Source organism: Streptomyces spiroverticillatus (genome assembly GCA_014650415.1).
GTDB lineage: Bacteria > Actinomycetota > Actinomycetes > Streptomycetales > Streptomycetaceae > Streptomyces > Streptomyces spiroverticillatus.
On the sequence record BMUX01000007.1, the window covers coordinates 482,111 to 508,659 of the forward strand.

A 26,549-nucleotide genomic window follows, 5' to 3' on the forward strand; every position below is an offset into this window, starting at 1 on the left:
GGGCTGGCCGAGTGGAATCCCCAAGGGTACCCCTGGGGGACATCTCTCCCCCAGGAGCGGGGTTTTCGCCCGGATTTCCCCCACCTGGAGGACCCTTTTCCGTACGTCCGGCCGATCGGAACCCCGCACGGACCGAACACCTACCGCACACGGACCGGTCACAGCCCGTCCACCGTCCGCAGGCGAAGAGGAGATCCCCGGCGGATACGGAAACGTGATCACGCGATCTTGATCACGGTCTATCCGGGCGGCCCCGGCCCACATATCCTCCGACCTATGCGCGTTGCACTCTTCGTCACCTGCGTCAATGACGCGGTGTTCCCCGCCACCGGAATCGCCGTCGTGAAGCTGCTGGAACGGCTCGGGGTCCAGGTCGACTTCCCCGCCGCACAGACCTGCTGCGGCCAGCCGCAGTACAACACCGGCTACCGCCGCGACACCGAACCACTGGTCGGCAGGACCGCCGCGGCCTTCGAGGGGTACGACTACGTGGTCACCCCCTCCGGCTCCTGCGCGGCGATGATCCGCGACAACTATCCGCGCATCGGACGCCTCCAGGCCAAGGAGGGGCGGGGCGACGACCTTGCCGGGGCCGCCGCCTCGCTCGTACCGAGGACGTACGAACTGACCGAGTTCCTTCTCGACGTCCTCGGCGTCACCGACGTCGGCGCGTACTTCCCGCACACGGTCACCTACCACCCGTCCTGCCACGGGCTGCGCATGCTCGGCCTCGGCGACCGGCCCCGCAAGCTGCTCGAAGCGGTCAAGGGGCTGGAGCTGAAAGAGCTCCCCGGCGCCGAGGAGTGCTGCGGCTTCGGCGGCACCTTCGCCGTGAAGAACTCCGATGTTTCCGCCGCGATGGGCCAGGACAAGCTCCGCAACGCACGCTCCACGGGAGCAGAGGTCCTGTGCGGCGCGGACAACTCCTGCCTGATGCACCTGGGCGGCATGCTCCGCCGCCAGAATTCCCCGCAGCGCGCCCTGCACCTCGCCGAAATCCTGGCCAGCACCGAAGAGGAGCCCCTGCTGTGAGCGCCCCGACCGCACGAACCAGCTACAAGAACGGCGCGAACAGTACGTATCTGGGCATGCCGTCCTTCCCCCGTGCGGCCCACGCCGCCGTCCGGGACACCACCCTGCGCGCCAACCTGAAGCACGCGACCCACACCATCCGCGACAAACGCGCCAAAGCGGTCGCGGAGCTGGGCGACTGGGCCGACCTCCGCGAGGCCGGAAAGCAGATCAAGGACCACACCCTGCGCCACCTGGACCGCTACCTCCTCCAACTGGAGGAGGCCGTCACGGCGGCCGGCGGCACCGTCCACTGGGCGGCGGACGCCGACGAGGCCAACCGCATCGTCACCGACCTGGTGAAGGCGACGGGCGAGCGGGAGGTCGTCAAGGTCAAATCCATGGCCACCCAGGAGATCGGCCTCAACGAGGCCCTGGAGGCCGAAGGCATCGCCGCCTACGAGACCGACCTCGCCGAACTCATCGTCCAGCTCGGCGAGGACCGCCCCTCGCACATCCTGGTTCCGGCCATCCACCGCAACCGGGGCGAGATCCGCGAGATCTTCACCCTCACGATGAGCGCATGGGGCCGCCCGGCCCCCGACGACCTCACCGACCGCCCCGCCGACCTCGCCGAGGCCGCCCGCCTGCACCTGCGGGAAAAATTCCTCCGGGCGAAGGTCGGCATCTCGGGCGCCAACTTCATGGTCGCCGAGACCGGCACCCTGGTCGTCGTCGAGTCCGAGGGCAACGGCCGCATGTGCCTCACCCTCCCCGAGACCCTGATCTCCGTCGTCGGCATCGAGAAGGTCGTCCCCACCTGGCGCGACCTGGAGGTCTTCCTCCAGACGCTGCCCCGCTCGTCCACGGCCGAGCGCATGAACCCGTACACCAGCACCTGGACGGGAACCACCGACGGCGACGGCCCGCGCGCCTTCCACCTGGTGCTCCTCGACAACGGCCGCACCGACGTCCTCGCCGACGAGGTGGGCCGCCAGACCCTGCGCTGCATCCGCTGCTCCGCCTGCCTCAACGTCTGCCCGGTGTACGAACGGGCCGGCGGCCACGCCTACGGCTCCGTCTACCCGGGCCCCATCGGCGCCATCCTCACCCCGCAACTCCGGGGCACGGCATCGGAATTGGACGCCTCCCTGCCCTTCGCCTCCTCCCTCTGCGGCGCCTGCTACGAGGTGTGCCCGGTGGCCATCGACATCCCCGAGGTCCTGGTCCACCTCCGGGAGAAGGTCGCCGACCAGGGCGGCAAGGGCCACCGCCTGGAGAAGGCCGCGATGAAGGCCTCCGGCTGGGTCCTCAACCACCCCGCCGCCCTGGCCACCGCCGAACGCGCCGCCTCCCTGACCCGCAAGGCCCACCCCCGGCGCCTCCCCGGAGCCGCCGCCTGGACCAACACCCGCGACCTGCCCGAACTGCCCGCCGCACCCTTCCGGGACTGGTGGAAGAGGAACCGCACATCATGAGCACCGGCCGCGACCGCGTCCTCGCCCGCATCCGCAGGGCCCTCGCCGACGCCCCCGAAGCCCCCGAGCCCACCCGCTCGTACGCCACCACCCACACCTCCGACGACCCGGCGGCCGTCCTCGACCTGCTCCACGAGAACCTCGCCGACTACCGGGCGGTCGTCCACCGCACCACCGAGGACGACATCGCACTCCTGCTGATGCGGCTGCTCGCCGAACGCGGCTCGCAGTCCGTCCTCGTCCCCCCGCAGCTGCCCCCGCACTGGCTCTCCGCAGCCGACCCGACCCGCATCCACGACCGTGCGGTGCTCACCCCCGCCGACCTCGACCAGGTCGCGAGCGTGGTCACGGGCTGTGCCCTGGCCATCGCGGAAACCGGCACGATCGTCCTCGACGGCGGCCCCGACCAGGGCCGACGTCGCCTCACCCTGGTCCCCGACCACCACATCTGCGTGGTCCGGGCCCCCTCCCAGGTCGTCGCCTCCCTCCCGCAGGCCATGCCCCGGCTCGACCCGACCCGCCCGCTGACCTGGATCTCCGGCCCCTCGGCGACCAGCGACATCGAGCTGGACCGGGTGGAGGGGGTGCACGGACCCAGGACCCTGGAGGTCGTCCTCCTCACCGAGTCCTGACCCCCGTCGGAGGCGTCAGACGGCCCGCCGCAGCCGAGGTGCCTCCGCCCGGGCGTCCACCACCGGCGCCCCGGACGCCCCGACCCGCTCCGCGAGCCCCCGGGCCCACGCCTGTACGTATCCCAGATCCATCCCGTGGTCCGCGCCCCCGTACGAGGCCAGCCCCTCGGCCCCGCGCAGCAGCAGCCGTGCCCCGCCCGTCGCGTTCCCGCGCGCCGCGTGCGTCAGCCCCACCGCCACCTGCGCCAGCGCCCGCCACAGCGGAGCCTCCTCCTCCGGGCCGGACTTCCACGCGTCCTCGAACACCTCGTGCGCGTGGAACGGCATCCCCGCGTCCAGCAGCCGCTGCGCCTCCCGCACCGACTCCCCGGGGGAGCGCACCACCCCCTCCGGCTGCCGCTCCACCCCCGGCGTCCCGTACGGCAACGGCCGGCCCAGCCCGTCGCGCGGCCGCGCGTTCCGCGCCCGCCCCTCGTCGTCCCGGTCGCGCCGCTTGTCCTTGTCAGCCATTGTTCCTCCCGGAAAAACGGAAAAGCCCGTATCAGAATGCTCTGATACGGGCTCCGACCTGCGATAAATCGCTGGTCGGGACGACAGGATTTGAACCTGCGACCCCTTGACCCCCAGTCAAGTGCGCTACCAAGCTGCGCCACGTCCCGGTGCGCGCCTGACCTGGGCTTTCCCCCTGGCTGAGCGCGCATGAGAACAATACCCCACCTTCACCCGAGGTCCGAACCGCCTGTGCTCCGCGCCTTCGCGGACGCGGAGCGCAGGGCGCCGAGGGCGGGGTTACGGCGCGGTCTGCTCCGGCGTCGGCGCGCTCCGGCGCTGCTGCGGGATGCCGGGGGAGAGGAGCGGAGCGACCTCGGACGGGGGCTCGCCCTGCACCACGGTCACGTTCCGTGCGGGGGCCGGCACCCGGATGCCCTCGATCAGGTAGCGCTGGTGCAGCCGCTTGATGAACTCGTGCTTGATCCGGTACTGGTCGCTGAACTCGCCCACGCCCAGGATCACCGTGAACCCGATCCGGGAGTCGCCGAAGGTGTGGAAGCGGACGGCGGGCTCGTGCTCGGGGACCGCGCCGGTGATCTCCTTCATGACCTCCGCGACGACCTCCGTCGTCACGCGCTCCACGTGCTCCAGGTCGCTGGTGTAGGCGACACCGACCTGCACGTTGATCTGGAGCTCCTGCTCGGGGCGGCTGTAGTTGGTCATGTTGGTGCCCGCGAGCTGGACGTTCGGGATGATCACCAGGTTGTTGGAGAGCTGGCGCACGACGGTGTTGCGCCAGTTGATGTCGACGACGTACCCCTCCTCCCCGCTGCTCAGCCGGATGTAGTCGCCGGGCCGCACGGTCTTCGAGGCGAGGATGTGCACGCCCGCGAAGAGGTTCGCCAGGGTGTCCTGGAGGGCGAGCGCGACCGCCAGGCCGCCGACGCCGAGCGCGGTCAGCAGCGGGGCGATCGAGACGCCCAGCGTCTGGAGCAGCACCAGGAAGCCCATCGCGATCACCACGACGCGCGTGATGTTCGCGAAGATCGTCGCCGACCCGGCCACGCCCGACCGGGACTGGGCCACCGACCGCACCAGCCCGGTCGCCATCCGGGCCGCCGTGAGAGTGGCCGCCATGATCAGCAGCGCGGTGAGCACCCGGGACACGTTCTGTCCGGTACGGGCCGTCAGCGGCAGCGCGGCTGCGGCGACCGCGACACCGGCCGCGACCGCGGCGACCGGAACCAGGGTCCGTACCGCATCCACCATCATGTCGTCGCCGGCCCACCGGGTACGGCTGGCCCGCTCGCCCAGCCAGCGCAGCATCATCCGCAGCAGGAGGGCGGCCAGGAGGCCCGCGGCCACTGCGATTCCGGCGACGATCAGGTCGCCCAGGGCGAGCGCGCGCTCCATCAGTACGCTCCCCGGCTCGACGGAGCCACCGCGCATCTGCGGTCGAATTGCCCCTGGGGGCGGCATATATGAGGTGTCGTCACCTTGGTCACCTGCTCATTCCGGTCGTACGGGCACACCGGAACGGACGCCGTCCCTGACGGGCCGTCCGGTGCGGACGTCATCCTGCCGCATCCGCACCGGACCCCCTGCGGCGGCTACGGCTTGCGGCCGACTCCCGCGTACAGCGGCACCGGCGTCCCGTCCCGCTCCTCGTCCACTCCGAGGTGCGGCTGCCAGTCCGGCAGCCACACGATGCCGGGCTCCACCAGCTGCAGACCGGTCGAGGTGAAGAACCGCTCCGTCTCCTCCTTCGTGCGCGGGACGAGCGTCACGCCGCCCGCGCGGTACATCTCCACCGCCTGCGCGGTCCGCTCGACGTCGAAGTCGCCGGCCAGCTGCGTCAGTACGAGGTGGCTCCCCGACGGCAGCGCCTCCATCAGCTTGCCCACCACCTCGTACGCCCCGTCCGCGTCCGGGATGAAGTGCAGCAGCGCGATCAGCGACACCGCGACCGGCTCCGTGAAGTCCAGTACGTCACGGGCGAGTTCGGCGATGCGGTCGGGCTCGCGGGCGTCCGCCTGGAGGTAGGCGGTCGCGCCCTCGGGGGTGCTGGTGAGGAGCGCCTCGGCGTGCGCGAGGACGATCGGGTCGTTGTCGACGTAGACGACCCGGGCCTCGGGGTTCACCCGCTGGGCGACGGTGTGCAGGTTGGGGGCGGTGGGTATGCCGGTGCCGATGTCGAGGAACTGGCGGGTGCCGGTCCTGGCCAGGTGGCGGGTGGCACGCTGCATGAGCCAGCGGTTGTGCCGGGCGCAGTATTTGGTCTGCGGTTCCAGGGCGACGATCTGGCGGCCCAGCTCCTCGTCCACGGGGTAGTTGTCCTTGCCGCCGAGGAACCAGTCGTAGACGCGGGCGGGGTGCGGCCTGCTGGTGTCGATCGCGATCCGGTCGGCGGGGGCCGGGACGCCGGTGGGCGGCGTGGTGGCGGGCGGCGTGGAGGTCATCTGCCAACTCCTTTGTCGGGCAGGCGTGTTCGGGGGTGTCCCGGGGCCATCGTGCCCTGTTGAGGCGTAGGGGTCAGCAGGTGGGGGAGTGGAAGCGGGTCCGGGGCCCGAAAATCGCTTGATCTGGCTTTGTACGGTGCTGTCATGACGACCACACCGCCTTCGGGCCTCCGCCTCGCAGAGATCACCCCCGACAACATCGACGCCGCGCTCGGCATCGAGGTCCGGCCCGATCAGGCACACCTGGTGGCCCCGGTGGCGAAGTCCCTCGCCGAGGCGTACGTCCACGGGGAGACCGCCTGGCCGCGCCTGATCCTGGACGGGGACCGCCCCGTCGGCTTCCTGATGGCCTTCCTGGACATCGACTGGGACGGCGCGGGCAATGAGGTGCGCTCCGGCCTCTGGCGCCTGAACGTGGCGGCGACCGAGCAGGCGCGCGGCTGCGGGCGCTTCGCGGTGGAGTCCGTCGCCGCCGAGATCCGCCGCAGGGGCGGCAGGCGCCTCACGGTCACCTACCACCCGGGCCCGACCGGCCCCGAGGCCTTCTACCGGAAGCTGGGCTTCCGGGTCACCGGGGAGACGAGCGGCGACCAGACGGTGGCCGAACTGGACCTCGCGTAGGCGCTTCCGGCGGGGAGAAGTGCCCCCTCATCCCCGTACCGCGTCCCCGACGGGCTCGGCCGCGGGAGTCTCCGGGCGCACCCCACCGGCGCCGGTCGGACGCGCCCACATCAGCGCCCCCAGCAGCAGCACACCGCCCGCCAGCAGCCACGGCCCGGCGCCCAGCGCCATGGCGCCCATGACCACTCCGCTCAACCCGGCCGAAATCTGCAACGCCAGCGACTGCACCGACAGGGCGGTCGCCCGCTGCGCGCTGGTCACCCGGCGGTGCATCAGCTCGTTCTCGTTCGGCCCCGCCGCTCCGAGCCCCATGTAGAAGATCCCGTACCCGAGCACCGCGATCCCCAGCGCCAGTGGTGCGGTCGACTGCGCCGTCACCCCGAGCAGCACCAGCCCGCACACCCCGAGACTCAGGCTCACCAGCACCGCCCGCTCCCCGCTGCGGGTCAGGCGTGCGGCGAGCGGTGCCAGCGAGCTGCCGAAGCCCGACAGCGCGAATCCCGCACAGCCCAGCACGGAGTACAGCAGCGCCCCCGACTCCAGCGACCCCGTGACTCCTGCCGCCCGGCCCGGCATCAGCAGCTCCATGGCCGCGAGCCCCGCCCCGGCCGCCGCCGAGCTGAGCAGCACCCGGCGTACGGTCGCCTCGCGCGTCCCCAGCTTCAGGCCTTCGAGCACGGTCACCGGGACGCCCCGCATCACCTGGCCCAGCGAGTTCGGGGGGCGCGGCGGCTCCCGCAGGGCGGAGAGCACGTACAGGACGAAGACGACGGCGACCGCCGCGCCCAGCAGCCTCGGTACCGACATGGGGACCAGGACGCCGCCGGTCGCCTCCGTCAGACGGGCGCCGATGTTCGGGCCGAGCCCGAGCAGCCACGGGATCGCGCCGCCCGTCAGCGTGCCGACCGCGAGCCCGACGGCGACGGCGGTGTTGCCGCGCGCCAGCCCGGTGCGCAGGTCGGCGTCGGGCCCGGCGTGGGCCTGCACGGTGTCGACGTACCAGGCCTCCGCCGGCCCGCTGGACAGGGCGCGGCCCGCACCCACCAGCGCCATGGTGACGGCGAGCATCGCGGCCGAGGAGACCACGGCCTGGAGGATGAGGGCGGTGAGGTTGAAGAGCCCGGCCAGGGCGAGGATCGGCCGCCGCCCCAGGACGTCGCAGAGCCCACCGGTCGGCAGCTCCAGTACGGCGGCGGTGATCGAGTGCGCGGCGAAACACGCGGCGACGGCGGTCAGGCTCAGTCCGCGCTCGGTGAAGAGCAGCACGGCCGTGCCGAAGCTCAGCCCGGTCGGCAGCCAGAACAGCAGGTTGACGACGGCGAAGCGGCGGCGTGCGGTCCGCAGGACGTCCGGGGAAGTCTTCATGACGCACCGTCACTTATGTCCGAAGTGGTCGTCTGGGGAGGGGAGTTGTGCTGGGCCAGGGGGAGTGCCGCGGTGAAGACGACGACCTGCTCGGCGCGTGCGTCGCCTTCGTCGCGTGCGGAGAGTTCCGTCAGCTTCTCCCGGAAGAACCGCTGGAGTTCGCTCACCGACTCCGGGGTCAGGCGGGGCATCAGGTCGCTGAATCCGGCGGCTTCCGTCCAGTCGGGGCCGAGCAGTCCGTCGGCCATGTCCGCCTCGTGCTGCACCAGCGTCGCCTGGAGGTGGTTCATCTGCTGCCTGCGGGTGAAGTCGACGAAGGCGCGGCCCTCCGGGGTCGCCCACATCGCCTCGTTGTTCCAGCTCGTCACGGCGTGCGCCGACCGCCAGCGGCGTTCGCGTCCGTCCTTGTGCTCCGCCTCCTCCACGAAGGCGTACTTCGCCAGCACCCGCAGGTGGTAGCTGGTCGAGGCGGACGACTCCCCGGTGCGGGCCGCCAGCTCGCTCGCCGTGCCGGGGCCGTGCTGCCGCAGCAGCCCCAGCAGCCGGATGCGCAGGGGGTGCGTGAGGGCCTTCAGGGCCGCCGTGTCCTGCGTGGGATCCAGGACGCGATCGCGTCCTGCAGCCTGGTTCGGACGCTCGTCCGCGTGCTCTTCGCTGACCATGCTTCGCAGCGTAGGCCGCCCGGGCCACTCTGCAAAAGTATTTTTGCAGAATTATTTTGGGGAAATCTTCGCTATCGTCCGCGCATGCGCCTCTACCGTTCGAACGTGACCGAACGTGCCGACGACCTCGTCTCCGTCTACGCCGAGGTCTTCACCGCCCCGCCCTGGAACGAACCCGCCGACGCCGCCCCCGCCTTCCGCAAGCGCCTCGACGCCGACCGCCACCGCCCCGGATTCCGGGCGGCTGTCGCCCCCGCCCGCGACGGCGGACCGGGCGCGGAGGGCTTCGCCACCGGCTGGACCACCCCCGACCCGTTCCCCGCCGACCGCTCCTACGCCCGGATCGCCGCCCAGCTCGGCCCCCGTCTCGGTCCCCTCCTGGTGGGCGCCTTCGAAGTGGACGAGATGGCGGTACGTTCCTCCGCGCGCGGCACCGGCCTCGGCCGCAGCCTCCTGGCCGCCCTCTGCGACGGGGCCGCCCCGGACGGCCGCGCCTGGCTGCTCACCGCACGCTCCGCCCCGGACGCCGTGGCCTTCTACCGGCGCCTCGGCTGGCACGAGGTCCTCCCGGTGCCCGGCGCGGACCCCGGCGACCTCGTCGCCTTCCTCGCCCCCGGCCACCCGGGGGCGGCCGCCATCACCCCCTGACCTGCGCCTCGGTACCGGTTTCCGGGGTAAAACGGCCCCGCACCCGGCCCGTGCACAAACTCGACCCCATACCTCCGCCCCGTGTTCGCCCTTTTGTCTTCCGCGCTTCCGCCGTGGTGTGGGACAACGCACCCATGTGCGACGACGACCTCATCCCGCCCCACCCCGACCTCACCGAGGCCCAGTGGCTGCGCGCCGAGCCCGAGCTGGCCGACGGACCCGTGGGCGACCGCGTCCGCGCCATGGGCATCGTGCGCAGACGTGCCCTGCTGGGCGGTGCGGCCGCCGGAGCCGCGCTCGCCGCTCTGCCGGGCTCCGCCGCCGCCGAGGCCCGCACCACGGGCGCCGCCCGGCCCCGTACCGCAGCAGTCGACAAATTCCCCTTCCCCCAACGCCCCAACGGTCAGGGCGAGTTCGCGATCCTCGTCACCGGGGACGCGGGCACCGGCAAGGAGGAGCAGCACGCCGTGGCCGCCGCCGCCCGGGAGGTCTGCCGCCGCGAGGGCATCGGTGTGGCCGTCGGCCTCGGCGACAACATCTACGAGAACGGACCCGAGTCCGACACCGACGACGAGTTCCGGACCAAGTTCGAGGAGCCCAACACCGGGCTCGACATGCCCTGGCTGATGGTCCTCGGCAACCACGACTGCTCCGGCCTGCTCCCCGGCAGCGGCGGCGACCCCTCGCGCGGCGACCGCGAGGTCTCCTACGCCCGCTCCTCCCGCCGCTGGTACATGCCCAGCCGCTACTACACGGCCGCCCTGCCCGCCGGCGGCACCGACCCCGTGATCGAGTTCTTCGCTCTCGACACCAACCCGGTCGCCTCCACCGTCGCCCAGCTCGACCCGCACTACTACTGGAACGGCCCCTACATGCGCGCCCAGCGCGCCTGGCTCGACAGCGCGCTCACGGCATCCCGGGCGCGGTGGAAGGTGGTCATCGGCCACCACCCCTACCTGAACAACGGCAAACACGGCAGCGCCGGTTCGTACGACGGCTTCCTCGTCGGCCACTACACGCGCGGCATCCACCTCAAGGAGCTGTACGAGGAGGTCGTCGTCGGCCGCGCCGACCTGATCCTCTCCGGCCACGACCACACCCTCCAGCTCCTGGAGCCCACCACCCGCACCGCCGGAACCCGACAGATCGTCTGCGGTGCCTCGTCCAAGTCCGGCGACGGCAAGGCCCACGGGAAACACCCCGCCACCTGGCAGAACTTCTCCGACCACGGCTTCATGGTGCTCAAGGTCTCCGACCGGGCGATGACCGTCGACGCCTACACCGTCGACGTCCCCTCCCGCACCGCCCGCCTGGCCCACACCACCCGCACCACCACCCCCGTGGACACCCTGGCGCGCCACTGAAGTGTCCTCCGGGGCGGGCGGCGACCCCGCCCGCCCCGGACCGTACGTACACGGCACAATGAGTGCCCATGCGCACCCCGGCCACCACCGCCCCGCTCGTCCACCAGGTCCCGTACTTCTCTCAGTGGGTCACTCCCGAGCTCGCCGAGACGATCGTCACCCGTCAACTCCCCGCCGCCGAGGACCCGTTGTGGCAGGCGTACGGAGCGGTGAGCCCCGAGGAGTACGACTGGTGGTCCTGGCGGCTGTGCGGCATGGCCTGCCTGCGCATGTGCCTCGCCCACTGGGGACTGCCCGTCCCCACCGCCATGGAGCTGGCCGCCGGGTGCGTCGAGGCGGGCGCGTACGTCCGGCGCGAGGACGGCGGCCTCGACGGGCTGATCTACGCCCCGTTCGCCCGCCACGTCGAGGCCACCTGGCCCCTCGCGGCGGAGTCCCGCCCCGACCTCCCCGCCGAGGAGATCCGTCAACTCCTCGCGTCGGGGCGGCTGTTGATGCTCTCCGTGCATCCGTCCGTACGAGAACTGGCGCCGACCGCACCACCGGCGCGGGGCGGCCATCTGGTCCTCGCCGTCGGGTACGAAGCGGAAGCCCTCCTGGTCCACAACCCGTCCGGATTCCACGGTCGCTCCCAGGAGTTCGCCCGCATCCCGTGGTCCGACCTGGACCGTTTCTACGCGGGCAGGGGAGTGGTCCTGGGGCGCCTCTGACGGGTCCTCTGACGGGGTCAGTCCTCCAGCACCAGCCGCGCCCCGACCGCGTCGATGTCCTGGTCCGTGTTGCAGAGCACCACGACACCCCGCCCGCGCTCCCGGTCGAGGCCGACGTACGCGTGCGAGCCGCCCGTCTCCCCGTTGTGCCAGGTCAGCTCGCGCCCGTCGTGCACCGTCGTCATCCAGCCGAACCCGACCCTGCTCCCGCCGTCCGCTTCGTACCGGGGCCGGACGGCATCGACACCGGGCGCGCTCCCGTCCAGCACCGCCCGCAGCAGCAGCGACAGGTCCCGCGCCGTCGACCGCACGCCGACCCCGGCGGGCGCGTACCCCTCGGAGATCCACGGGGTGAGCGCCATGCCCGCGCGCGAGTGCGGCCGGGCGAAGGACGCGACGGGGTCGTAGTCCGTACGCACCTCAGTGGCCCGCATGCCGAGCGGAGCCAGCAACTCCCGCTCCAGCAAGGCCGGGTAGCCGCCCGCGACGCCCCCGCCGAGCGCCTGCCCGAGCAGTGCCATCCCCAGATTCGAGTACGCGAAGACCCCGCGCGCCCGTACCGGGCCCACCGTGGCGGCCCGTGCCAGGAAGTCCCCGACGCTCATCGCCCCGTAGGGATCCCGCCCGCGCGCCATCGTCAGACCCAGCCTGAGGTTGGTGGCCAGGCCCGCCCGCAGATGCAGGCGGGGCAACCCCGAGCGGTGCGAGGCGAGTTCGGCGAGCGTGGCCGCCGCGACGTCGGCGCTCGCGAACCGTACCTGCGGCAGGAGCGAGGAAACGGGCCGGTCCTCCGGCACGTCCGACGCGGCCAGCAGCATCCCGGTGAGGACCTTCGCCACCGAACCGGTCTCGAAGGAGGTGTCCGGCGTCACGGGCCCGTCGGCGACGGCGCGCCCGGTGCCGAGCGAGGCGAACCGGGTGCCCCCGGCATCAAGGAACGCCACCGAAACGGTGTGGAAGTTCCCCGGCGCGCCCAGCATCTGACGGAGTCTCAGGGACAGTGCGGGGTCGCCCGCCTCCCGGCCGGGCTCCCAGCGGTCGCCGCCCGCATCCTTCGCCATGTCTCGTACGCTCCCTTGCGGTTCGGGTCCCAGGTCTGCCGGGTCACGAGTCTTCCCTACGCCCCGCCCCCTCCACCCCGACCCCTTGGGCTACGGGCCGCCCTTCCCCTTCCCTTAGCCCCCTTGGGCGGCGGGGCCGCCCCCCGGGGGCGGAACGGGCGGGCAAGGGGGCGGCCCGCCCGACACGGGCCCACCTCGGCTCCGGCCCTCTCGCCACCGGCGACGCCCGAAGGCCCCAGCCGCACCCCTGAGCGGTGGACGCGCCCCCCGGCCGGGCACGGGTGCCCCGGAGTCACCCCTGCGACGTCACCCCGCCCCCCTCGGCACCAGCACCCCCACCCGCACGCCGCACATCAGCGATCACGCAGCTGACATTGTCCGGCCCGCCCAGCGCATTCGCCCTGCCCACCAGCTCCCGCACCGCCGCGTCAGGATCGGCGACCCCCGTCAGTACCTCGCGAATCTCTGGCGTGGGCACCACCGCCGACAGCCCGTCCGAGCACAGCAGATACCGGTCGCCCGGCAGCGCGTCCTGCACCCGCACGTCCGCAGCCGTCGCCGGAGCATCCTCGTCAGTCGTCAACGCCCGTGCCAGCAGTGCCCGTTGGGGGTGGGAGGCGGCCTCCGCCTCGGTGAGCCGCCCCTCCTCCACCAGCGCCCGCACCCTCGTGTGGTCGGTGGTGATCTGGAACAGCCCGCCGTCCCGCAGCAGATACGCCCTCGAATCCCCGATGTGCACGAGCGCCAACTGCGACCCCGTCCACAGCATCGCGGTGAGCGTCGTCCCGGCACCGCCCTGCCCGCGCGGCCCGGCCGCGCCCCGTACCGCACGCCGTGCCTCCTCGACGGCGTCCTGAAGCGCGTTCAGCACACCGCCCGCCGAGACCGGCTCGGACTCCAGCCGCCGCAGTACGTCCACCGCCGCGGCCCCCGCGGGCGCGCCCGCCTCGCCGAACCCGTCGGCCACCGCCAGCAGCCGGGCCCCCGCGTACGCCGTGTCCTGATTGCTCTCCCGCACCCGCCCCGCGTCCGACAGGGCGGCGTAACGCATCTCCAGCGGAGCCGTCGTACCCACCACACTCTCCTCCCGCGCCAGCTGACCGACGAGGAAAGAAGCCAGGTCCCGGCGGTGCGCGGTGTCGGCCTCGACCTCCGCCCAGTACGCCCGCACCTCCTCGGCGGCCCCCGCCGCGTCCCGCGCACAGACCTCGCGGATACGCGCCAGGGGCATCCCGAGCCGCCGCAGCCACGCCACCAGACGCGCCCGCTCCAACTGCCCGACCGCGTAGAAGCGGTATCCGGTGACCGGATCGACCCGCACCGGCGGCAGCAGCCCCAGCTCGTCGTACAGCCGAAGCGCCTTGGGCGAGAGCCGGGACGCCCGTGCGAACGCCCCGATCGTCAACAGCTCCGCAGCCCCCACGCGCCCTCTCCTCCCCGCACCGAACCCGTCCGGTCCGGCGCCCCCTGATGCTGTGCCCTGCCCCCAGGGCAAGGTCAACCGCACTGCGCGGCAACCCTCTGACCAGCATGTTCGCATCCGCCGATAGGGTGAGTGCCCGCAACCCCAGGCACCCCAGGAGCCCCACCGTGCCCACCGGTACCCACCGCAAGCCCCGCCTGCTGCACGTCAGCGACCTCGCCTACCCGGCGCGCGGACGCCGCTACTGCGACGAGGACCTCCACCTCTCCGCACGCCTCCGCGAGGACTTCGACGTCGCCCTGTGCCACCCGCTGGACGCCGCCGCCCTCATGGACGCCTTCGACGCGGTCCTGGTCCGCAACACCGGCCCCGTCCTGCACTACCAGGAGGCGTACGACGCCTTCCGCGCCCGCGCCCTCGCCGACGGCGTCCGCGTCTACAACCCCCTCACCGGCCGCGCCGACATGGCGGGCAAGCAGTACCTCCTCGACCTGACCGCCGAGGGCCTGCCCGTCATCCCCACCGTCGACCGCCTCGACGACCTCGCCGCCCTCCCCGACACCGACCTGTACGCGGTGAAGCCGAAGGCCGGCGCGGACTCCATCGGCCTGCGGTTCGTCCCGCGCGAGGCCCTGCCGCCCCTCGCCACCGGCGCGAACCTCATCCAGCCGCGCATCGACTTCCGGTACGAGGTCTCGTTCACGTACATCGACGACGCCTTCCAGTACGCCCTGTACGCCCCCGACCCGGACCGCCGCTGGGAACTCGTCCCGTACGAACCCACCGCTGCCGACCTGGCCTTCGCCGACCGCTTCATCGCCTGGAACACGCTCTCCCACGGAATCCAGCGCGTCGACGCCTGCCGCACCCAGGACGGCGACCTCCTCCTGGTCGAACTGGAGGACCTCAACCCCTACCTCTCCCTGGACCGCGTCGACACCCCGGTCCGCGACGCCTTCGTCACCGCACTCACGTCCTCCCTCCGGGACTTCCTCGACGCCTGAGACACGGTCACCGGCAGGGCTCGGGCCGGCCGGCGGCCGGGAAGAAGTCGAGGACCTCCGTCAGCGAGGAGAGGGCGGGCACGCCCGAATCGACCGGATCCCCGCCGTCCTGGCACAGCGCGCGCCCCGCGTAGCCGAGCCCGATCGCGGCGGCCACCAGCTCCGGATCGTCGTCGACGAACAGACACTGCGCGGGATCGAGCCCCAGCGCGCCGCCGGCGTGGTGGTACATGCGCGGGTCCGGCTTGGTGCAGCCCAGCACGGCCGAGATCGCGTACGCCTCGAAGAACCGGCGGATTCCGAGCCCGGCGTGGAGCTCGGGGAGATCGGGCCAGGCATCCGAGACCACAGCCATCCGCACCCCCCTTCGGCTCAGTTGCTCCAAGGTCTCCTCGACGTCCGGGTACGTCTCCAGGACCGCCGCCGGGGGAACCTCGCGCCGCAGGTCGGCCAGGAGCCGCGAGCTCGCCTCCACGCCGAGCCGGTGCAGCATGGGCGAGAACGGTCTGCTCGAAGTCCGCCCGCGGGTTCCAACGGCCACCGATCGGCCGTATCAGCACACCCCCCCCGACACGGCTCCGCCCCACCGTCTGGCACCGACCCGAACGGGTCGGGCCCCTGGTGGGGCGGATGGGGCCGGGGACCGCTGTCGGGTCAGCGGACCGGGCACTGCTTCCACGCGAAGTGGTACTTCGTGTTGAAGCTGCCGTCCGTGGAGTCCATCGCCATGAAGCTGTTGGTCCGCTCGGTGTCGGAGTTCCCGCCGTTCACCAGCAGCTCTGTGTTGATGTTGAAGTTGCGGGTGGTGCCGCAGGGGGCGTACACGAGGGCCTCGATGCCCGTTCTGTCGCTCACCTGCCAGTCGCCCTTGCGCGGTCCCCAGAACGACTGGCTGCGACGGTCCGTCCCGGCCATCCCCTGGAAGTAGTAGCTGGCCTTCTGGGTCGCGGACGCGCCCCGCTCCAGGCTCAGGAAGCCGCGGTAGTCGGCCTGGACGACGGCGTACGTGTAGCCCTGGGGGACGTTCACACGCAGCCCGAGCTGGCAGTTCTTGCGGAAGTCGACCGGCTTGGCGCCCTTGCCGACCTGGGCCAGGTATTCGCTGTACGTCACCGTGAACGCGGTGTTGTCGGGCGACACGGCCACGGACGCGCTGCCGGGTCGGCAGCCGGAGCCGTTGACCTGGACGAGGTTGACGGTGACCTGGCCCGACGGGGTGGGGGTGGCGGACGACGCCCCCGCCGGTGCGGCGGCGGGGAGGAGGGCTGCGGTCGCGAGGGTGGCGGCAGCGCCGATGAACGCCTTGGTGCGCATGGGGATTTCCTTCCGGTCGCGCGGCGCCCCGCACGAACGGGCTCGACGGGGTCACCGCTGGGCGGTCGTCAGGTGTGCCCGAGGCATGGCGGATTCTGTCCGGAAGGCTGAGGGTCGCCCACGACCGTTGACCGAATTCGACCACATTGCGATGAAATGTGCACGCTGAGTGTGCATGTGTGCGCATTCCGTGAAGCCCCCCCTGGCGGGTGGTGTCCGGGGCGGTGTCGGTCAGGCGTTCCGGACGCATGACCGAAGGGGCGCCCAAAGGGGCGCGCGGGCGCATCCAGGGGAGTGAAGTGCTGGTTCACCCGCCGGTGTGCGCCGGGTTGGCGGGAAAGCGCCTGAGCTGCGCAAACCCGCTACTCCCAGTGGACTTGGACATATGTCCGACGAATTTCGTGGTGCGAGGGGCGTCCGATTCGCCCCTAAAGTCTTGCCGGTCTTGTCAGTTCGGAGTTCCTGCCCAGCGCTCACGCGCAGGTCCTCCGCCGACCGAGCGAGGTGTGATGTCCGGCGAACTGTCCTATCTCCAGGACCGGTTGAAGGCATGGGGGATCCGCCAGGCGAGCTGGGGCGGACCCCTCTACCGGGGGCGCGCGACCCCCGGCCCCACCGACCTCGCGCTCATGTCCAACGACTACCTGGCCCTCGGCGGCCACCCCGCCGTCCTCGACGCCCAGATCGCCAGCCTCCGCGCCCACGGCAACGGCGCGCTGATGTCCGGCGCGTTCACCGGCGACACCGACCCGCTGCGCCACCTCGAAACCGACCTCGCCGACTGGCTGGACGCCCCCGCCGTCATGCTCTGCCAGTCCGGCTGGGCCGCCAACGTCGGCCTCGTCCAGGCCATTTGCCCGCCCGGCCGTCCGGTGTACGTCGACGAGCTCGCCCACGCCTCCCTCTGGGAGGGCATCGCCGCCGCCAAGGCCGTCGCCCGCCCCTTCCTCCACAACGACACCGAGAACCTGGAACGCCTGATCCGCCAGTACGGGCCCGGGCTCATCGCCTTCGACACCCTCTACAGCGTCACCGGCGACTTCTGCCCCCTCCTCGACCTCACCACCCTCGCCGCCCGCACCGGCTGCGAACTCGTCGCCGACGAGTCCCACACCCTGGGCGTCCTCGGCCACCGGGGCGCGGGCCTGGTCCCCTCACTCGGCCTCACCGGCCGGATCGCGTACCGTACGGCCAGCCTCGCCAAGGCCTTCGCGGGCCGGGCCGGACTCATCGCCTGCGCGAAGGAGACCGCGAACTACCTCCCGTACCACTCCCTCGGCGCGGTCTTCTCCTCCACGCTCCTGCCGCACGACGTCGCCGGCCTCGCCGCGGCCCTGCGCGTCATGTCCGACGCCGACGACCGGCGCAAGCGCCTGGACGACAACGCCCGTGTACTGCGCGAGGGCCTCACCGAACTCGGCTACAACATCACCCCCAGTGAGAGCCAGATCATCCCGCTCCAGCCGGGCACCGAGCACGGCGTACGCGTCCTCCAGCAGGCCCTGGACGCGCGGGGCGTGTTCGGCGCCGCCTTCGTGCCGCCGTCCGTGCCCAACCGGCGCTGCGTACAACGCCTCTCCGTCCACTCCGAACTGACCGCCGCCGACCTGGACCGGGTCCTGGCCGGCTGCGCGGCGGTACGCGACGAAGTCGGCCTGGCCACGTGGAAGTCCACCCGCCGCCTGGCCGCCGCACACCACTGACCCCCACCCGTACCTCACGAATCGAGAACCCGATGCTGACCACCGACGCCCGCCAGATCCGCATCACCGAGATCGTCTGCGACCGCCTGGAGCTGGAGCCCGAGGAGCTCGCCGAGACCGACCGCTTCGTCGAGGAGCACGGCGCGGACTCCCTCGCGCTCATCGGCGTACTGGCCGCCCTGGAGAAGGAGTTCAAGGTCACCATCGACCAGAGCGAGATGCCCCGCATGGCCCACCTGGCGGGCGTCCGCGAAGTCCTCTCCGAAACGAAGGGCTGGTGACCACGCCCATGCCCCCCAACCCCGAAGCCCCCCGCCCCACCCCGGTACCGGCCCGCGGATTCCGGTCCGCCCCCGCCCAAGGGCCCCGCCGAGTCGTGATCACCGGCCTCGGCCCCCTCTCCAGCATCGGCACCGGCACCGACGCCTTCACCACCGGCCTCCGCCAGGGCCGCTCCGGCGTCACCCCCATCACCGCCTTCGACACCACCGGCTTCGCCCACGCCAACGCCTGCCAGGTCCAGGACTTCGACCCCGCCCCCCTGCTCCACCGCCTCACCCCCGCCCACTACGGCCGCGCCGCCCAGTTCTCCGCCGCCGCGGCCCGCATGGCCGTCGCGGACGCGGGCCTCACCGACGCCGACCTGGCCTCCGTACGCGTCCAGATCTCCGTCGGCACCACCGACGGCGAGTCCTACGACCTGGACCTCATCACCGAGGCCCACCTGCACGGGGGCCTGCCCGCCGTCACCCCGCAGGCCGCCCGCCGCGTCCCCGCCCCCCTCCTCGGCCTCGCCGTCGCCCGCGAGCTGGGCCTCGCCGACACCGAGATCCTCACCATCGGCACCGCCTGCTCCGCCGGCAACTACTCCCTGGGCAACGGCCTCGACGCCATCCGCCACGGCGACGCCGAGATCGCCCTGTGCGGGGGAGCGGACGCCTTCTGCCGCAAGACGTTCGCCGCGTTCTACCGGCTCGGCACCATCGCCCCCGACTGCTGCCGCCCCTTCGACACCGACCGCCAGGGCATCCTCACCGGCGAGGGCGCCGGAATGCTCCTTCTGGAGAGCCTCGACTCCGCACTCGCCCGGGGCGCCCGCATCTACGCCGAGATCCTCGGGTACGGGCTCAACTGCGACGCGTACCACCCGGTCGCCCCCCAGGAGGACAGCGTCGCGCGCTGCCTCCAACTCGCCCTGGACGACGCCGGGTTGAAACCCGCCGAGGTCGACCTCATCTCCGCCCACGGCACCGGCACCAAGGCCAACGACGTCACCGAGAGCCGCGCCATCCGGCAGGTCTACGGGGCCGCCCCGCCCCGCACGATCTCCCTCAAGTCCATGCTCGGCCACACCATGGGCGCCGCCAGCGCTCTCGGCGCCATCGCCTGCTCCCTCGCCATCACCCACGGCTTCATCCCGCCGACCATCAACCACCGCACCACCGACCCCGAATGCGCCGTCGACTGCGTCCCCAACCACGCCGTCCCCGCCGACCTGCGCATCGTCCAGAACAACGGCCTCGCCTTCGGCGGCAACAACGCGGCCGTCGTCCTCGGCCGCTACGAAGGCCGGCGAGAAGGAGGAGTGCTGTGAAGATCACCGCCTGGTCGGCGCTCTCCCCGTACGGCCACACCGCCGCCGACTTCACGCAAGGGGTGCGCGACCGCCGCCCCACCGCCGCACTCGTACCCGAGGAGGAGGCTCAACTGGGCTGCCTCGTCCCGGACTTCGACCCACGCGTCGTCCTCGGCAAGAAGGGCACCCGGGACATGAACCGGGTCACCGCCCTCGCCGTCACCGCCGTGGGCTCCGTCCTCGACGACGGTACGCAGACGGCTGCGGGCACCGGGCCCGACACCGCCCTCGTCCTCGGCACCACCACCGGCAGCGTCCAGTCCATGACGGACTTCACCCGCTCCTCCCTCACCGGCGACCGCCCCTACGACGTCGAACCCGGCGTCATCCCCAACAGCGTCATGAACTGCGCCGCCGCCCAATGCGCCATCCGCCACCGCCTCCAGGGCCCCAACACCACCCTCGCGGGCGGCCGCGCCGCCGCCCTCCTCGGCCTCCTGTACGCCCGCCGCCTGCTGCGCGCCGGCCGCGCCCGCACGGTCCTGTGCGGAGCCGCCGAGGAGTACTCCCACGCCCGCACCTGGCTGGAGGCCCGCAGCAGGGACGACGCACCCACCCTGCTCGGCGAGGGCGCGGCCGTACTCCGCCTCACCCCGGCCGAACTCCCCACCGCCGCACCCCCGTTGGCGCGCGTCCTCGCCGTGCACACCCGCCACGCCCCGCCCGGGTCCGACCCGGCCGACACGATCCGGGACACGGTCTCCGCAGCGCTCGGCCAGGCCCGTATCACCGCATCCGACGTCTGGTCGGCCACCGGATCAGGCCTGGACACCGCCGAGGACGACGCCCTCGACGCCCTCTTCCCCCGGCAGACCCGGGACCGCCTGCCCACCCTCGGCCCCCTCGTCGGCGACACCGGAGCCGCCGCCTCCGCACTCCAGCTCGCCACCGTCCTGGCCGCCGGGGGACAGGCCCCCGGCGGACACGCGGTGATCACCTCCACCGACGGACAGGGACTGGTCGCCGCCGCAGTCCTGCGCATGGAAAGGCCCCACTGACATGACCCCACCCCCCGCCCCCAAGATCGCCCTGGTCAGCGGCGGTTCCCGGGGAATCGGAGCAGCAGTCGTCCTGCGCCTCGCCGAGGACGGCTGGGACGTCTCCTTCTGCTACCGCTCCGACGAGGAGGCCGCTCGGCTCGTGGAGAAGGAGGCCACCGAACGCGGAGCCCGCTGCCTCCCGGTCCGCGCCGACGTCTCCGACCCCGTACAGGCCAAGTCCTGGGTGGCCCGCACCGAGGACGAACTCGGCCCCGTCTCCGCCGTCGTCGCCAACGCCGGCATCACCCGCGACCGCCCCCTGGTGATGATGTCCGACGACGACTGGCACCAGGTCATGGACACCAACCTCGACGGCGTCTTCCACACCTGCCGCGCCGCCGTCTTTCCCATGCTCAAGCGCCGCAGCGGCCGCATCGTCACCCTCTCCTCCGTCGCGGGCGTGCACGGCAACGCGGGCCAGACCAACTACAGCGCCGCCAAGGCCGGAATCATCGGCTTCACCAAGTCCCTCGCCAAGGAGGTCGGCCCGCACGGCATCCGCGCCAACGTGGTCGCGCCCGGCCTCATCGACACGGACATGACCGACACCCTCCCGGCCGCGGCCCGCGAACGCCTCCTCTCCTCCATCGCGCTGCGCCGCTTCGGCACGGCCGCCGAAGTCGCCGCCCTGACCGCCTTCCTCCTCTCCGACCAGGCCTCCTACCTCACGGGCACCGTCCTGGAAGCCCACGGCGGCCTCACCCTCTGACCGCCCCCGCCCCACCGTCTTGTACGGACCGGCCCACCCCGCCCGTCCACGCCGCCGGGCCCCGCACGCCATCGGGCCCGAGTCCTCCCGCTTGCGGGCCCGTGCCGCACACACCCTTGTGCCGCCGCCCCTACGGGCGTGAACGTGTCGCCGCCGCACCACGGGCCGGTGCCGTGCCGCCGTGTCCGCGGGCCCGCACTCCTACTGCCGTGGCCGTGGTCGCCCACCCCGCTTCCGCCGAGCGTGCGGGCGCGTACCGACGAGCCCGTGGGCGCGGGTTCCGCGAGGGGCGGAACGGCCCGGTGCCGGTCGCTTCCTCTCGTACCCGCCTCGCGCACCGACCGTGACGCCCGGCCCGTACAACTACCCTTCCGCCCGGCTCCGTTCGGGGACCGTGCTCAGCGGCCCCGTCCTACCAGGCGTTCCCTCGCGTCCCCAAGGCCTGCCCCCCGAAAGAAAGGACCCCTGCGCCCCCAACCCCCGCCCCAAGGGCCACCCCGCGTACCCATCCCTTCTCCCCACCCACCCCCGGAGGTCCACCGTGGCAAAGCGCCCCAAGAAGTCCCGGCCCACCGCCCCGCGCACGCCCCTCCCGTACGACCCGGTGACCGCCGCCCCCCGCGGCCTGCGCGCCTACGCCCCGGTCGCCGCCGCCCTGCGCGGCCTGCGCGCGTACGACGCCCTCACCGTGCTTCCCCGAGGGCTCCGCCCGTACGCCTTCGCCACCGCGGCCCTGCGCGCCCTCCGCCCCACCCCTCCGCCCCCGCCGGCCCCGTCCGGCCACCCCCCGCGCAGGGACCGCTCCGCCCCTCCGCCCCGCCGCACCACGCCGAGGCCCCGGCCCGCAGCCCCACGTCCCACGAGCCCGGCACCCGGCAGCCACCCCCACGACGCCGTCGTCATCGGCGGCGGTGTCGGCGGCCTCGTCTGCGCCGCCTACCTCGCCGTCTCCGGCCTGCGCGTCCTGCTCGCCGAACAGCACGACGTCACCGGCGGCAACGCCCAGGTCTTCCGCCGCCGCCGCGCCTACGAGTTCGACGTCGGCATGCACTACGTCGGCGACTGCGGCCCCGGCGGCCTCCTCCCCGCGATCCTCTCCGGCCTCGGCCTCGACTCCGACCGGGTCCCCTTCCGGCCCCTGGACCCCGACGGCTTCGACCGCATCGTCCTGCCCGGCACCACCGTCGACGTCCCGGTCGGCTGGAACAAGTACCTCAAGCGCCTCTGCGCCGCCCTCCCCGCCGAGCGCCGCAACCTCACCCGCTGCGTCCACACCCTCCGCGACGTCGCCGCCGACCTCCGCTCCGGCATGACCACCCGCCCCGGCGCAGCCCGCGCCCCCATGACCCGCGCCCTGATCACCTGGGGCGGCCGCACCCTCGGCGAGCTGTACGACGCCTGCGCGCTCAGCCCCACCGCCCGCACCCTGATCGCCGCCCAGTCCGGCAACTACGGCACCCCGCCCTCCACCACCCTCACCTCCACCCACGCCACCATGCTCGACCACTACCTGCGCGGCGCGTACGCACCCGTGGGCTCCGGCCAGACCATGATCGCGAGCCTGGTCGAGGTCATCGAGGCCCACGGCGGCGAAGTGCGCACCCGCTGCGCCGTCGAGCGCATCCTGGTCGGCGACGACCGCCGCGTCCACGGCGTACGCCTCGCCGGTGGCGAAACGATTCACGTCCCCCTCGTCGTCTCCAACGTCGACTACCGCCGCACCGTCCTCGACCTCTGCCGGGGCCGCGGCTTCTCCACCGCCGTCCTCGACCGCACCCGCCGCGCCACCATGCGGGCCGCCGTCGCCACCGCGTACGTCGCCATGGACCGGCCCCTCGACCTGCCGAACACCAACATCTGGTGGTGGGGGAGCACGGACATCGAGTCCGCGTACGCCCGCGCCCTCGACGGCGACGGCTCGGACCCGACCTTCGCGTTCCTCTCCTTCGGCTCCCTCAAGGACCCCGACAGCCGTGCCGTCTGCCCGCCGGGCCACAGCAACTTCCAGGTCATGACCCTGATGCCGCCCCTCGACGGCCCGCCCGGACGCTACCGCCGCGATCCCGCCTACGAAGCCGTCAAGAGCCGCCTGCGCGACAACCTCGTCGACATCGCCGAAACGGTCCTCGGCCCGGTCCGCCCCCACCTCACCCACCTCGAAACCGCCACCGCCCACACCAACCACCGCTACATCCAAGGCGGTTCGGGCACCCCGTACGGCTTCGACGACTGGGGAGGCCACGGCCGCCGCCCCAGCATCCGCACCGGCGTCCGCGGCCTCTACGCGGTCGGCGCGAACTCCAGCTTCGGCGCCGGCATCCTCGGCACCGCCCTCAGCGGCATCTCCGCCGCCGGACGCATCCTGGAGCGCCCCCTCCTCTCCGAGGTCTGCGCCGGTACGGTCCTGGGCTCACCGGCCCAACTCCCGCCCCGTACACCGGACTTCGACCCTCTGCGCGTCTCCCGGGGTCAGGCCCGCCTGCACGCCCGCGGCCTCGCCGGAATCGGCTGACCCGCACCCGGCGACCGGGGTGCCCTGTCCCGGCGGCCCCCGCCCCCCGTACGCTTCGGCGAACCGGGGGAGGGGGCCCACCATGCGGCAGCCACGCATCAACCAGCAGGAAACGAGCGGCAGTTCACGTGCAAAGGAAGCGGCCTGCGCACTACTGCTCGCCGCCGGCATCGCGCTGCCCTTCGCCCAGGCCGTCCCCTGGTTCGCCGAACACGGCCCGGACGTCGGCCGGTTCCTCGACGACCTCTTCGCGAACCGCATCAGCGGCTTCTTCGGCTGGGACGTGATCGTCGCCGTCCTCGCCCTGCTCTTCACCGTCACGGTCCTCGACACGACCCTGACCGCACGCCAACGCGCCCTCACCGTCCTGGGCTCCCTCCTCGGCGCCTCGGTGGGCCTGCCCCTCTACCTCCTCCTCCGCCAACGCAACCTGCGCCGCGCCACCCCGTAACGCCCCATCGGCGGCGCCGACGCACAGCCGGACACGACCTGCGCCACCCGGCAGAACCAGGGCTCCCGACCTCTAGGCTTCCCAGGCACGCACGACGCCCCTCCCCACACCTGGAGAGCCCCCATGACCACCGGCCCCCTCCCCTTCCCCGACGCCGCCGACCCCGGGGCCACCCCCGCCCCGCACCCCCTCCTCGCCCCGGTCGCGGACCTGCTGGGCACCTGGCAGGGCCGGGGCGCCGGCTCGTACCCCAGCCTGGAGAGCGACTTCGCCTACGCGCAGGAAGTCACCTTCACCCATGACGGCCGCCCCTTCCTCCACTACGAGGCCCGCGCCTGGCTGATCGACGCCGACGGCACCCCGCTGCGCCCCTCCGCCTGCGAGAGCGGCTGGTGGCGCATCCAGCCCGAAGGCCGCGTCGAAGCCCTCATCACCCAGCCCACCGGCATCGCCGAAATCTCCGTCGGCCGGGCCACGACCGAATCCGTCGAACTCGTCACCCAGGAAGTCGCCGTCACCCCCACCGCCAAGGAGGTCAAGGCCACCCGCCGCGTCTACACCCGCACCGACGCCGACACCCTGACCTTCACCCACGACCTCGCCGCCGTCGGCCACCCCCTCCAGCACCACCTCGCAGCCCGCCTCCACCGCACCGCCTGAACCACCCCCCCCGCCGACCCGAACTCGTCGGAAACGGGGGGTTGTTTCAGCCGTATTGGCGCGTTGCTGTCGTTTCGTGGGAGGTGAGCAATTACGGAGGCGACGTCTCCGGTGCCGCGACGCAGACTCACCAGGAGACCCGGTGATCCAGAGATCCCGGCCAGGTGAGGGAAGTGGGTGCGTAGGCGTGCTCGGTAGGCATGCGGTCGTGATCGGAGGTTCCATAGCCGGCCTGACAGCGGCAGGCACCTTGGCACCCAGGTTCGAAAGAGTGACCGTCCTCGACCGGGACGAGCTGCCTGCCGACGCCCGCAACCGCAAGGGCGTGCCGCAGGCCCGTCACGGCCACGCGTTGCTCATCGGCGGACGTCTCGCCCTCGAGCAGGTGTTTCCCGGGCTCACCGCCGAGCTGACGGCGAACGGCGCGGTGCCCTGGGACCCCGGAAACGACCTCATGTTCCACCAGATGGGCGCCTTCCGCATCCCGTACCCCACCGGCATGCTCGGGGTCAGCCTGACCCGGGCCTTCCTGGAGCACTCGTTGCGCGGGCGCGTCAGCGCACTGCCCAACGCCGAACTGCGGGGCGGCGCTTCGGTCACCGGGATCACCGGGGTCACCGGTCGGGTGACGGGCGTCGAGCTCGACTCCGGCGAGGTGATCCCGGCCGACCTGGTCGTCGACGCGACCGGGCGGAGCGACCGGGGCGACCGCTGGCTGGAGCAGGTCGGCTGCCCCGCGCCCCAGGTCGACACGGTGAAGATCGACGTCGGCTACAGCAGCCGTCTGCTGCACCGGCTGCCCGGCGACCGGATGACGGAACAGGGCGGGCTGATCTACCTGATGGCCTCGATCTCCCCGAACGACAAGCGCGCCGCCGCGGCCTTCGCCGTCGAGGGCGACCGCTGGCTCGTCACCCTGGGGGGCTGGCACCGCACCTACGCACCCACCGACCCGGAGGGCTTCGCCGATTTCGCCCGCAAACTGCCCGTCTCGCACATGGCGGATCTGCTGGCCCGGTCCGAACCGGTCGACGACAGCAACGCCCTGCGCTACACCTACCCGCACGCCCGACGCCGCTTCTTCGAGCGGCTGGAGCGGCCGCCGGCCGGCTACGTCGCGATCGGCGACGCCGTCTGCAGCTTCAACCCGTTGTACGGCCAGGGGATGACCGTGGCCGTCCTGGAGGCGCTGGAACTCGGCAAGAGCCTCGACAGCGCGGGCGGACCGACCCACGCGATGTCGCGCCAGTTCTTCCGCTCGGTGGGCAAGCTGCTGGAGATGCCGTGGCGCATCGCGACCGCCGGCGACTTCATCTTTCCCGAGACGGTGGGGCCCAAGGCCTTCGGGACCGACATCGCCAACTGGTACGTCGGCCAGGTCACCCGCGCGAGCCACACCTCGGTGGACGTGCACCGCGTGATGCTGGAGGTGCAGCAGATGCTCGCCCCGCCGTCCAGGCTCATGCGGCCGGCCGTCATCGCGCGTTCGCTGCGTGCCGCCCGCAGGTCACCCGCCCTGGCGCCGGCCAGTCCGAGGGCGCGGGCCCCCCTCACGTAACTCCCTGCCTGTTCCTGTTTCTGTCGCTGTTCCCGT

Annotated in this window: 26 protein-coding genes and 1 tRNA gene; 17 read left to right on the forward strand and 10 right to left on the reverse strand. The window is 72.6% G+C overall.

The genetic code is table 11. From position 1 onward, the window contains the following. Positions 1-276: 276 nt before the first annotated feature. The 3 genes from IE269_RS21465 to IE269_RS21475 are packed head-to-tail and all read left to right on the forward strand — an operon-like array spanning position 277 to position 3,121. On the forward strand, positions 277-1,032 hold the full coding sequence (locus tag IE269_RS21465) for a (Fe-S)-binding protein (protein ID WP_189824653.1): 756 nt from the start codon (positions 277-279) through the stop codon (positions 1,030-1,032). Between the two features lie 56 nt (positions 1,033-1,088). Beyond that, positions 1,089-2,489, forward strand: coding sequence for a LutB/LldF family L-lactate oxidation iron-sulfur protein (locus IE269_RS21470; protein ID WP_189824733.1), 1,401 nt, complete (start codon positions 1,089-1,091; stop codon positions 2,487-2,489). Continuing rightward, the gene (locus IE269_RS21475) at positions 2,486-3,121 is read left to right on the forward strand and encodes a LutC/YkgG family protein (RefSeq protein WP_189824654.1); all 636 of its coding nucleotides are present in this window, start codon (positions 2,486-2,488) and stop codon (positions 3,119-3,121) included. Before IE269_RS21470 ends, IE269_RS21475 begins: the two co-directional genes overlap by 4 nt. Before the next feature lie 15 nt (positions 3,122-3,136). Here the strand turns inward: IE269_RS21475 and IE269_RS21480 are convergent, their stop codons facing one another. From IE269_RS21480 to IE269_RS21495, 4 genes are all read right to left on the reverse strand, one after another. Continuing rightward, positions 3,137-3,631: a DUF309 domain-containing protein gene (locus IE269_RS21480; RefSeq protein WP_189824655.1), complete on the reverse strand. Its 495-nt coding sequence runs from the start codon at positions 3,629-3,631 to the stop codon at positions 3,137-3,139. Between the two features lie 72 nt (positions 3,632-3,703). Further along, a tRNA-Pro gene (locus IE269_RS21485) sits at positions 3,704-3,780 on the reverse strand. 130 nt (positions 3,781-3,910) lie between these two features. Further along, complete coding sequence (locus tag IE269_RS21490) at positions 3,911-5,026, reverse strand: mechanosensitive ion channel family protein (protein ID WP_189824656.1); 1,116 nt, start codon at positions 5,024-5,026, stop codon at positions 3,911-3,913. A 197-nt stretch (positions 5,027-5,223) separates the two neighbouring features. Then, on the reverse strand, positions 5,224-6,072 hold the full coding sequence (locus tag IE269_RS21495) for an SAM-dependent methyltransferase (RefSeq protein ID WP_189824657.1): 849 nt from the start codon (positions 6,070-6,072) through the stop codon (positions 5,224-5,226). A 144-nt stretch (positions 6,073-6,216) separates the two neighbouring features. Here IE269_RS21495 and IE269_RS21500 point away from each other — a divergent pair, with 144 nt between their 5' ends. Next, positions 6,217-6,693, forward strand: a complete 477-nt coding sequence (locus IE269_RS21500) for a GNAT family N-acetyltransferase (RefSeq protein WP_189824658.1) — start codon at positions 6,217-6,219, stop codon at positions 6,691-6,693. A gap of 27 nt (positions 6,694-6,720) precedes the next feature. Here IE269_RS21500 and IE269_RS21505 read toward each other — a convergent pair whose 3' ends face one another. Together IE269_RS21505 and IE269_RS21510 are read right to left on the reverse strand one after the other, a co-directional pair. Continuing rightward, positions 6,721-8,058 carry an MFS transporter gene (locus IE269_RS21505; protein WP_189824659.1) on the reverse strand — a complete coding sequence of 446 codons (1,338 nt, stop codon included), beginning with the start codon at positions 8,056-8,058 and terminating at the stop codon, positions 6,721-6,723. Continuing rightward, entirely contained in the window at positions 8,055-8,720 is a 666-nt protein-coding gene (locus IE269_RS21510) for a winged helix-turn-helix domain-containing protein (protein WP_189824660.1), read from the reverse strand. Before IE269_RS21510 ends, IE269_RS21505 begins: the two co-directional genes overlap by 4 nt. 105 nt (positions 8,721-8,825) lie before the next feature. On the opposite strand from IE269_RS21510, the gene IE269_RS21515 reads away from it, so the two are divergent. From IE269_RS21515 to IE269_RS21525, 3 genes are all read left to right on the forward strand, one after another. Then, complete coding sequence (locus IE269_RS21515; protein WP_229897958.1) at positions 8,826-9,368, forward strand: GNAT family N-acetyltransferase; 543 nt, start codon at positions 8,826-8,828, stop codon at positions 9,366-9,368. Positions 9,369-9,502: 134 nt separating this feature from the next. After that, complete coding sequence (locus IE269_RS21520) at positions 9,503-10,732, forward strand: metallophosphoesterase (RefSeq protein ID WP_189824662.1); 1,230 nt, start codon at positions 9,503-9,505, stop codon at positions 10,730-10,732. Positions 10,733-10,800: 68 nt separating this feature from the next. Beyond that, on the forward strand, positions 10,801-11,442 hold the full coding sequence (locus IE269_RS21525) for a C39 family peptidase (RefSeq protein ID WP_189824663.1): 642 nt from the start codon (positions 10,801-10,803) through the stop codon (positions 11,440-11,442). A gap of 17 nt (positions 11,443-11,459) precedes the next feature. On the opposite strand, the gene IE269_RS21530 is transcribed toward IE269_RS21525, so the two are convergent. Together IE269_RS21530 and IE269_RS21535 are read right to left on the reverse strand one after the other, a co-directional pair. Then, positions 11,460-12,503 (reverse strand): serine hydrolase domain-containing protein, encoded by a 1,044-nt coding sequence (locus IE269_RS21530; RefSeq protein ID WP_189824664.1) that lies wholly within the window; start codon positions 12,501-12,503, stop codon positions 11,460-11,462. A gap of 292 nt (positions 12,504-12,795) precedes the next feature. Next, the gene (locus tag IE269_RS21535) at positions 12,796-13,926 is read right to left on the reverse strand and encodes a MerR family transcriptional regulator (protein WP_229897956.1); all 1,131 of its coding nucleotides are present in this window, start codon (positions 13,924-13,926) and stop codon (positions 12,796-12,798) included. A 167-nt stretch (positions 13,927-14,093) separates the two neighbouring features. On the opposite strand from IE269_RS21535, the gene IE269_RS21540 reads away from it, so the two are divergent. Further along, positions 14,094-14,930, forward strand: coding sequence for an ATP-grasp domain-containing protein (locus IE269_RS21540; RefSeq protein WP_189824666.1), 837 nt, complete (start codon positions 14,094-14,096; stop codon positions 14,928-14,930). Between the two features lie 7 nt (positions 14,931-14,937). Here IE269_RS21540 and IE269_RS21545 read toward each other — a convergent pair whose 3' ends face one another. Further along, on the reverse strand, positions 14,938-15,423 hold the full coding sequence (locus IE269_RS21545) for an HAD family hydrolase (protein WP_229897954.1): 486 nt from the start codon (positions 15,421-15,423) through the stop codon (positions 14,938-14,940). Positions 15,424-15,584: 161 nt separating this feature from the next. Next, a complete protein-coding gene (locus IE269_RS21550; RefSeq protein ID WP_189824667.1) occupies positions 15,585-16,244 on the reverse strand; it encodes a DUF4360 domain-containing protein in 660 nt (219 codons plus the stop codon). Positions 16,245-16,753: 509 nt separating this feature from the next. Here IE269_RS21550 and cqsA point away from each other — a divergent pair. The 9 genes from cqsA to IE269_RS21595 all read left to right on the forward strand — a co-directional run bounded on the left by cqsA (position 16,754) and on the right by IE269_RS21595 (position 26,513). Next, positions 16,754-17,947: an alpha-hydroxyketone-type quorum-sensing autoinducer synthase gene (cqsA, locus tag IE269_RS21555; RefSeq protein WP_189824668.1), complete on the forward strand. Its 1,194-nt coding sequence runs from the start codon at positions 16,754-16,756 to the stop codon at positions 17,945-17,947. Between the two features lie 32 nt (positions 17,948-17,979). Next, entirely contained in the window at positions 17,980-18,228 is a 249-nt protein-coding gene (locus IE269_RS21560) for an acyl carrier protein (RefSeq protein ID WP_189824669.1), read from the forward strand. A gap of 95 nt (positions 18,229-18,323) precedes the next feature. Continuing rightward, the gene (locus IE269_RS21565; RefSeq protein WP_438817588.1) at positions 18,324-19,541 is read left to right on the forward strand and encodes a beta-ketoacyl-[acyl-carrier-protein] synthase family protein; all 1,218 of its coding nucleotides are present in this window, start codon (positions 18,324-18,326) and stop codon (positions 19,539-19,541) included. Then, on the forward strand, positions 19,538-20,581 hold the full coding sequence (locus IE269_RS21570; protein WP_189824671.1) for a beta-ketoacyl synthase N-terminal-like domain-containing protein: 1,044 nt from the start codon (positions 19,538-19,540) through the stop codon (positions 20,579-20,581). The genes IE269_RS21565 and IE269_RS21570 overlap by 4 nt, the downstream gene beginning before the upstream one ends. A 1-nt stretch (position 20,582) precedes the next feature. Next, positions 20,583-21,332, forward strand: coding sequence for a 3-oxoacyl-[acyl-carrier-protein] reductase (fabG, locus tag IE269_RS21575; RefSeq protein ID WP_189824672.1), 750 nt, complete (start codon positions 20,583-20,585; stop codon positions 21,330-21,332). A 541-nt stretch (positions 21,333-21,873) separates the two neighbouring features. Continuing rightward, complete coding sequence (locus tag IE269_RS21580) at positions 21,874-23,844, forward strand: phytoene desaturase family protein (RefSeq protein WP_229897952.1); 1,971 nt, start codon at positions 21,874-21,876, stop codon at positions 23,842-23,844. Positions 23,845-23,926: 82 nt separating this feature from the next. Next, positions 23,927-24,295, forward strand: coding sequence for a DUF2834 domain-containing protein (locus IE269_RS21585; RefSeq protein WP_189824673.1), 369 nt, complete (start codon positions 23,927-23,929; stop codon positions 24,293-24,295). Between the two features lie 123 nt (positions 24,296-24,418). Beyond that, complete coding sequence (locus IE269_RS21590) at positions 24,419-24,955, forward strand: heme-binding beta-barrel domain-containing protein (protein WP_189824674.1); 537 nt, start codon at positions 24,419-24,421, stop codon at positions 24,953-24,955. 271 nt (positions 24,956-25,226) lie between these two features. Then, on the forward strand, positions 25,227-26,513 hold the full coding sequence (locus tag IE269_RS21595; RefSeq protein WP_189824675.1) for an FAD-dependent monooxygenase family protein: 1,287 nt from the start codon (positions 25,227-25,229) through the stop codon (positions 26,511-26,513). Positions 26,514-26,549 lie beyond the last annotated feature (36 nt).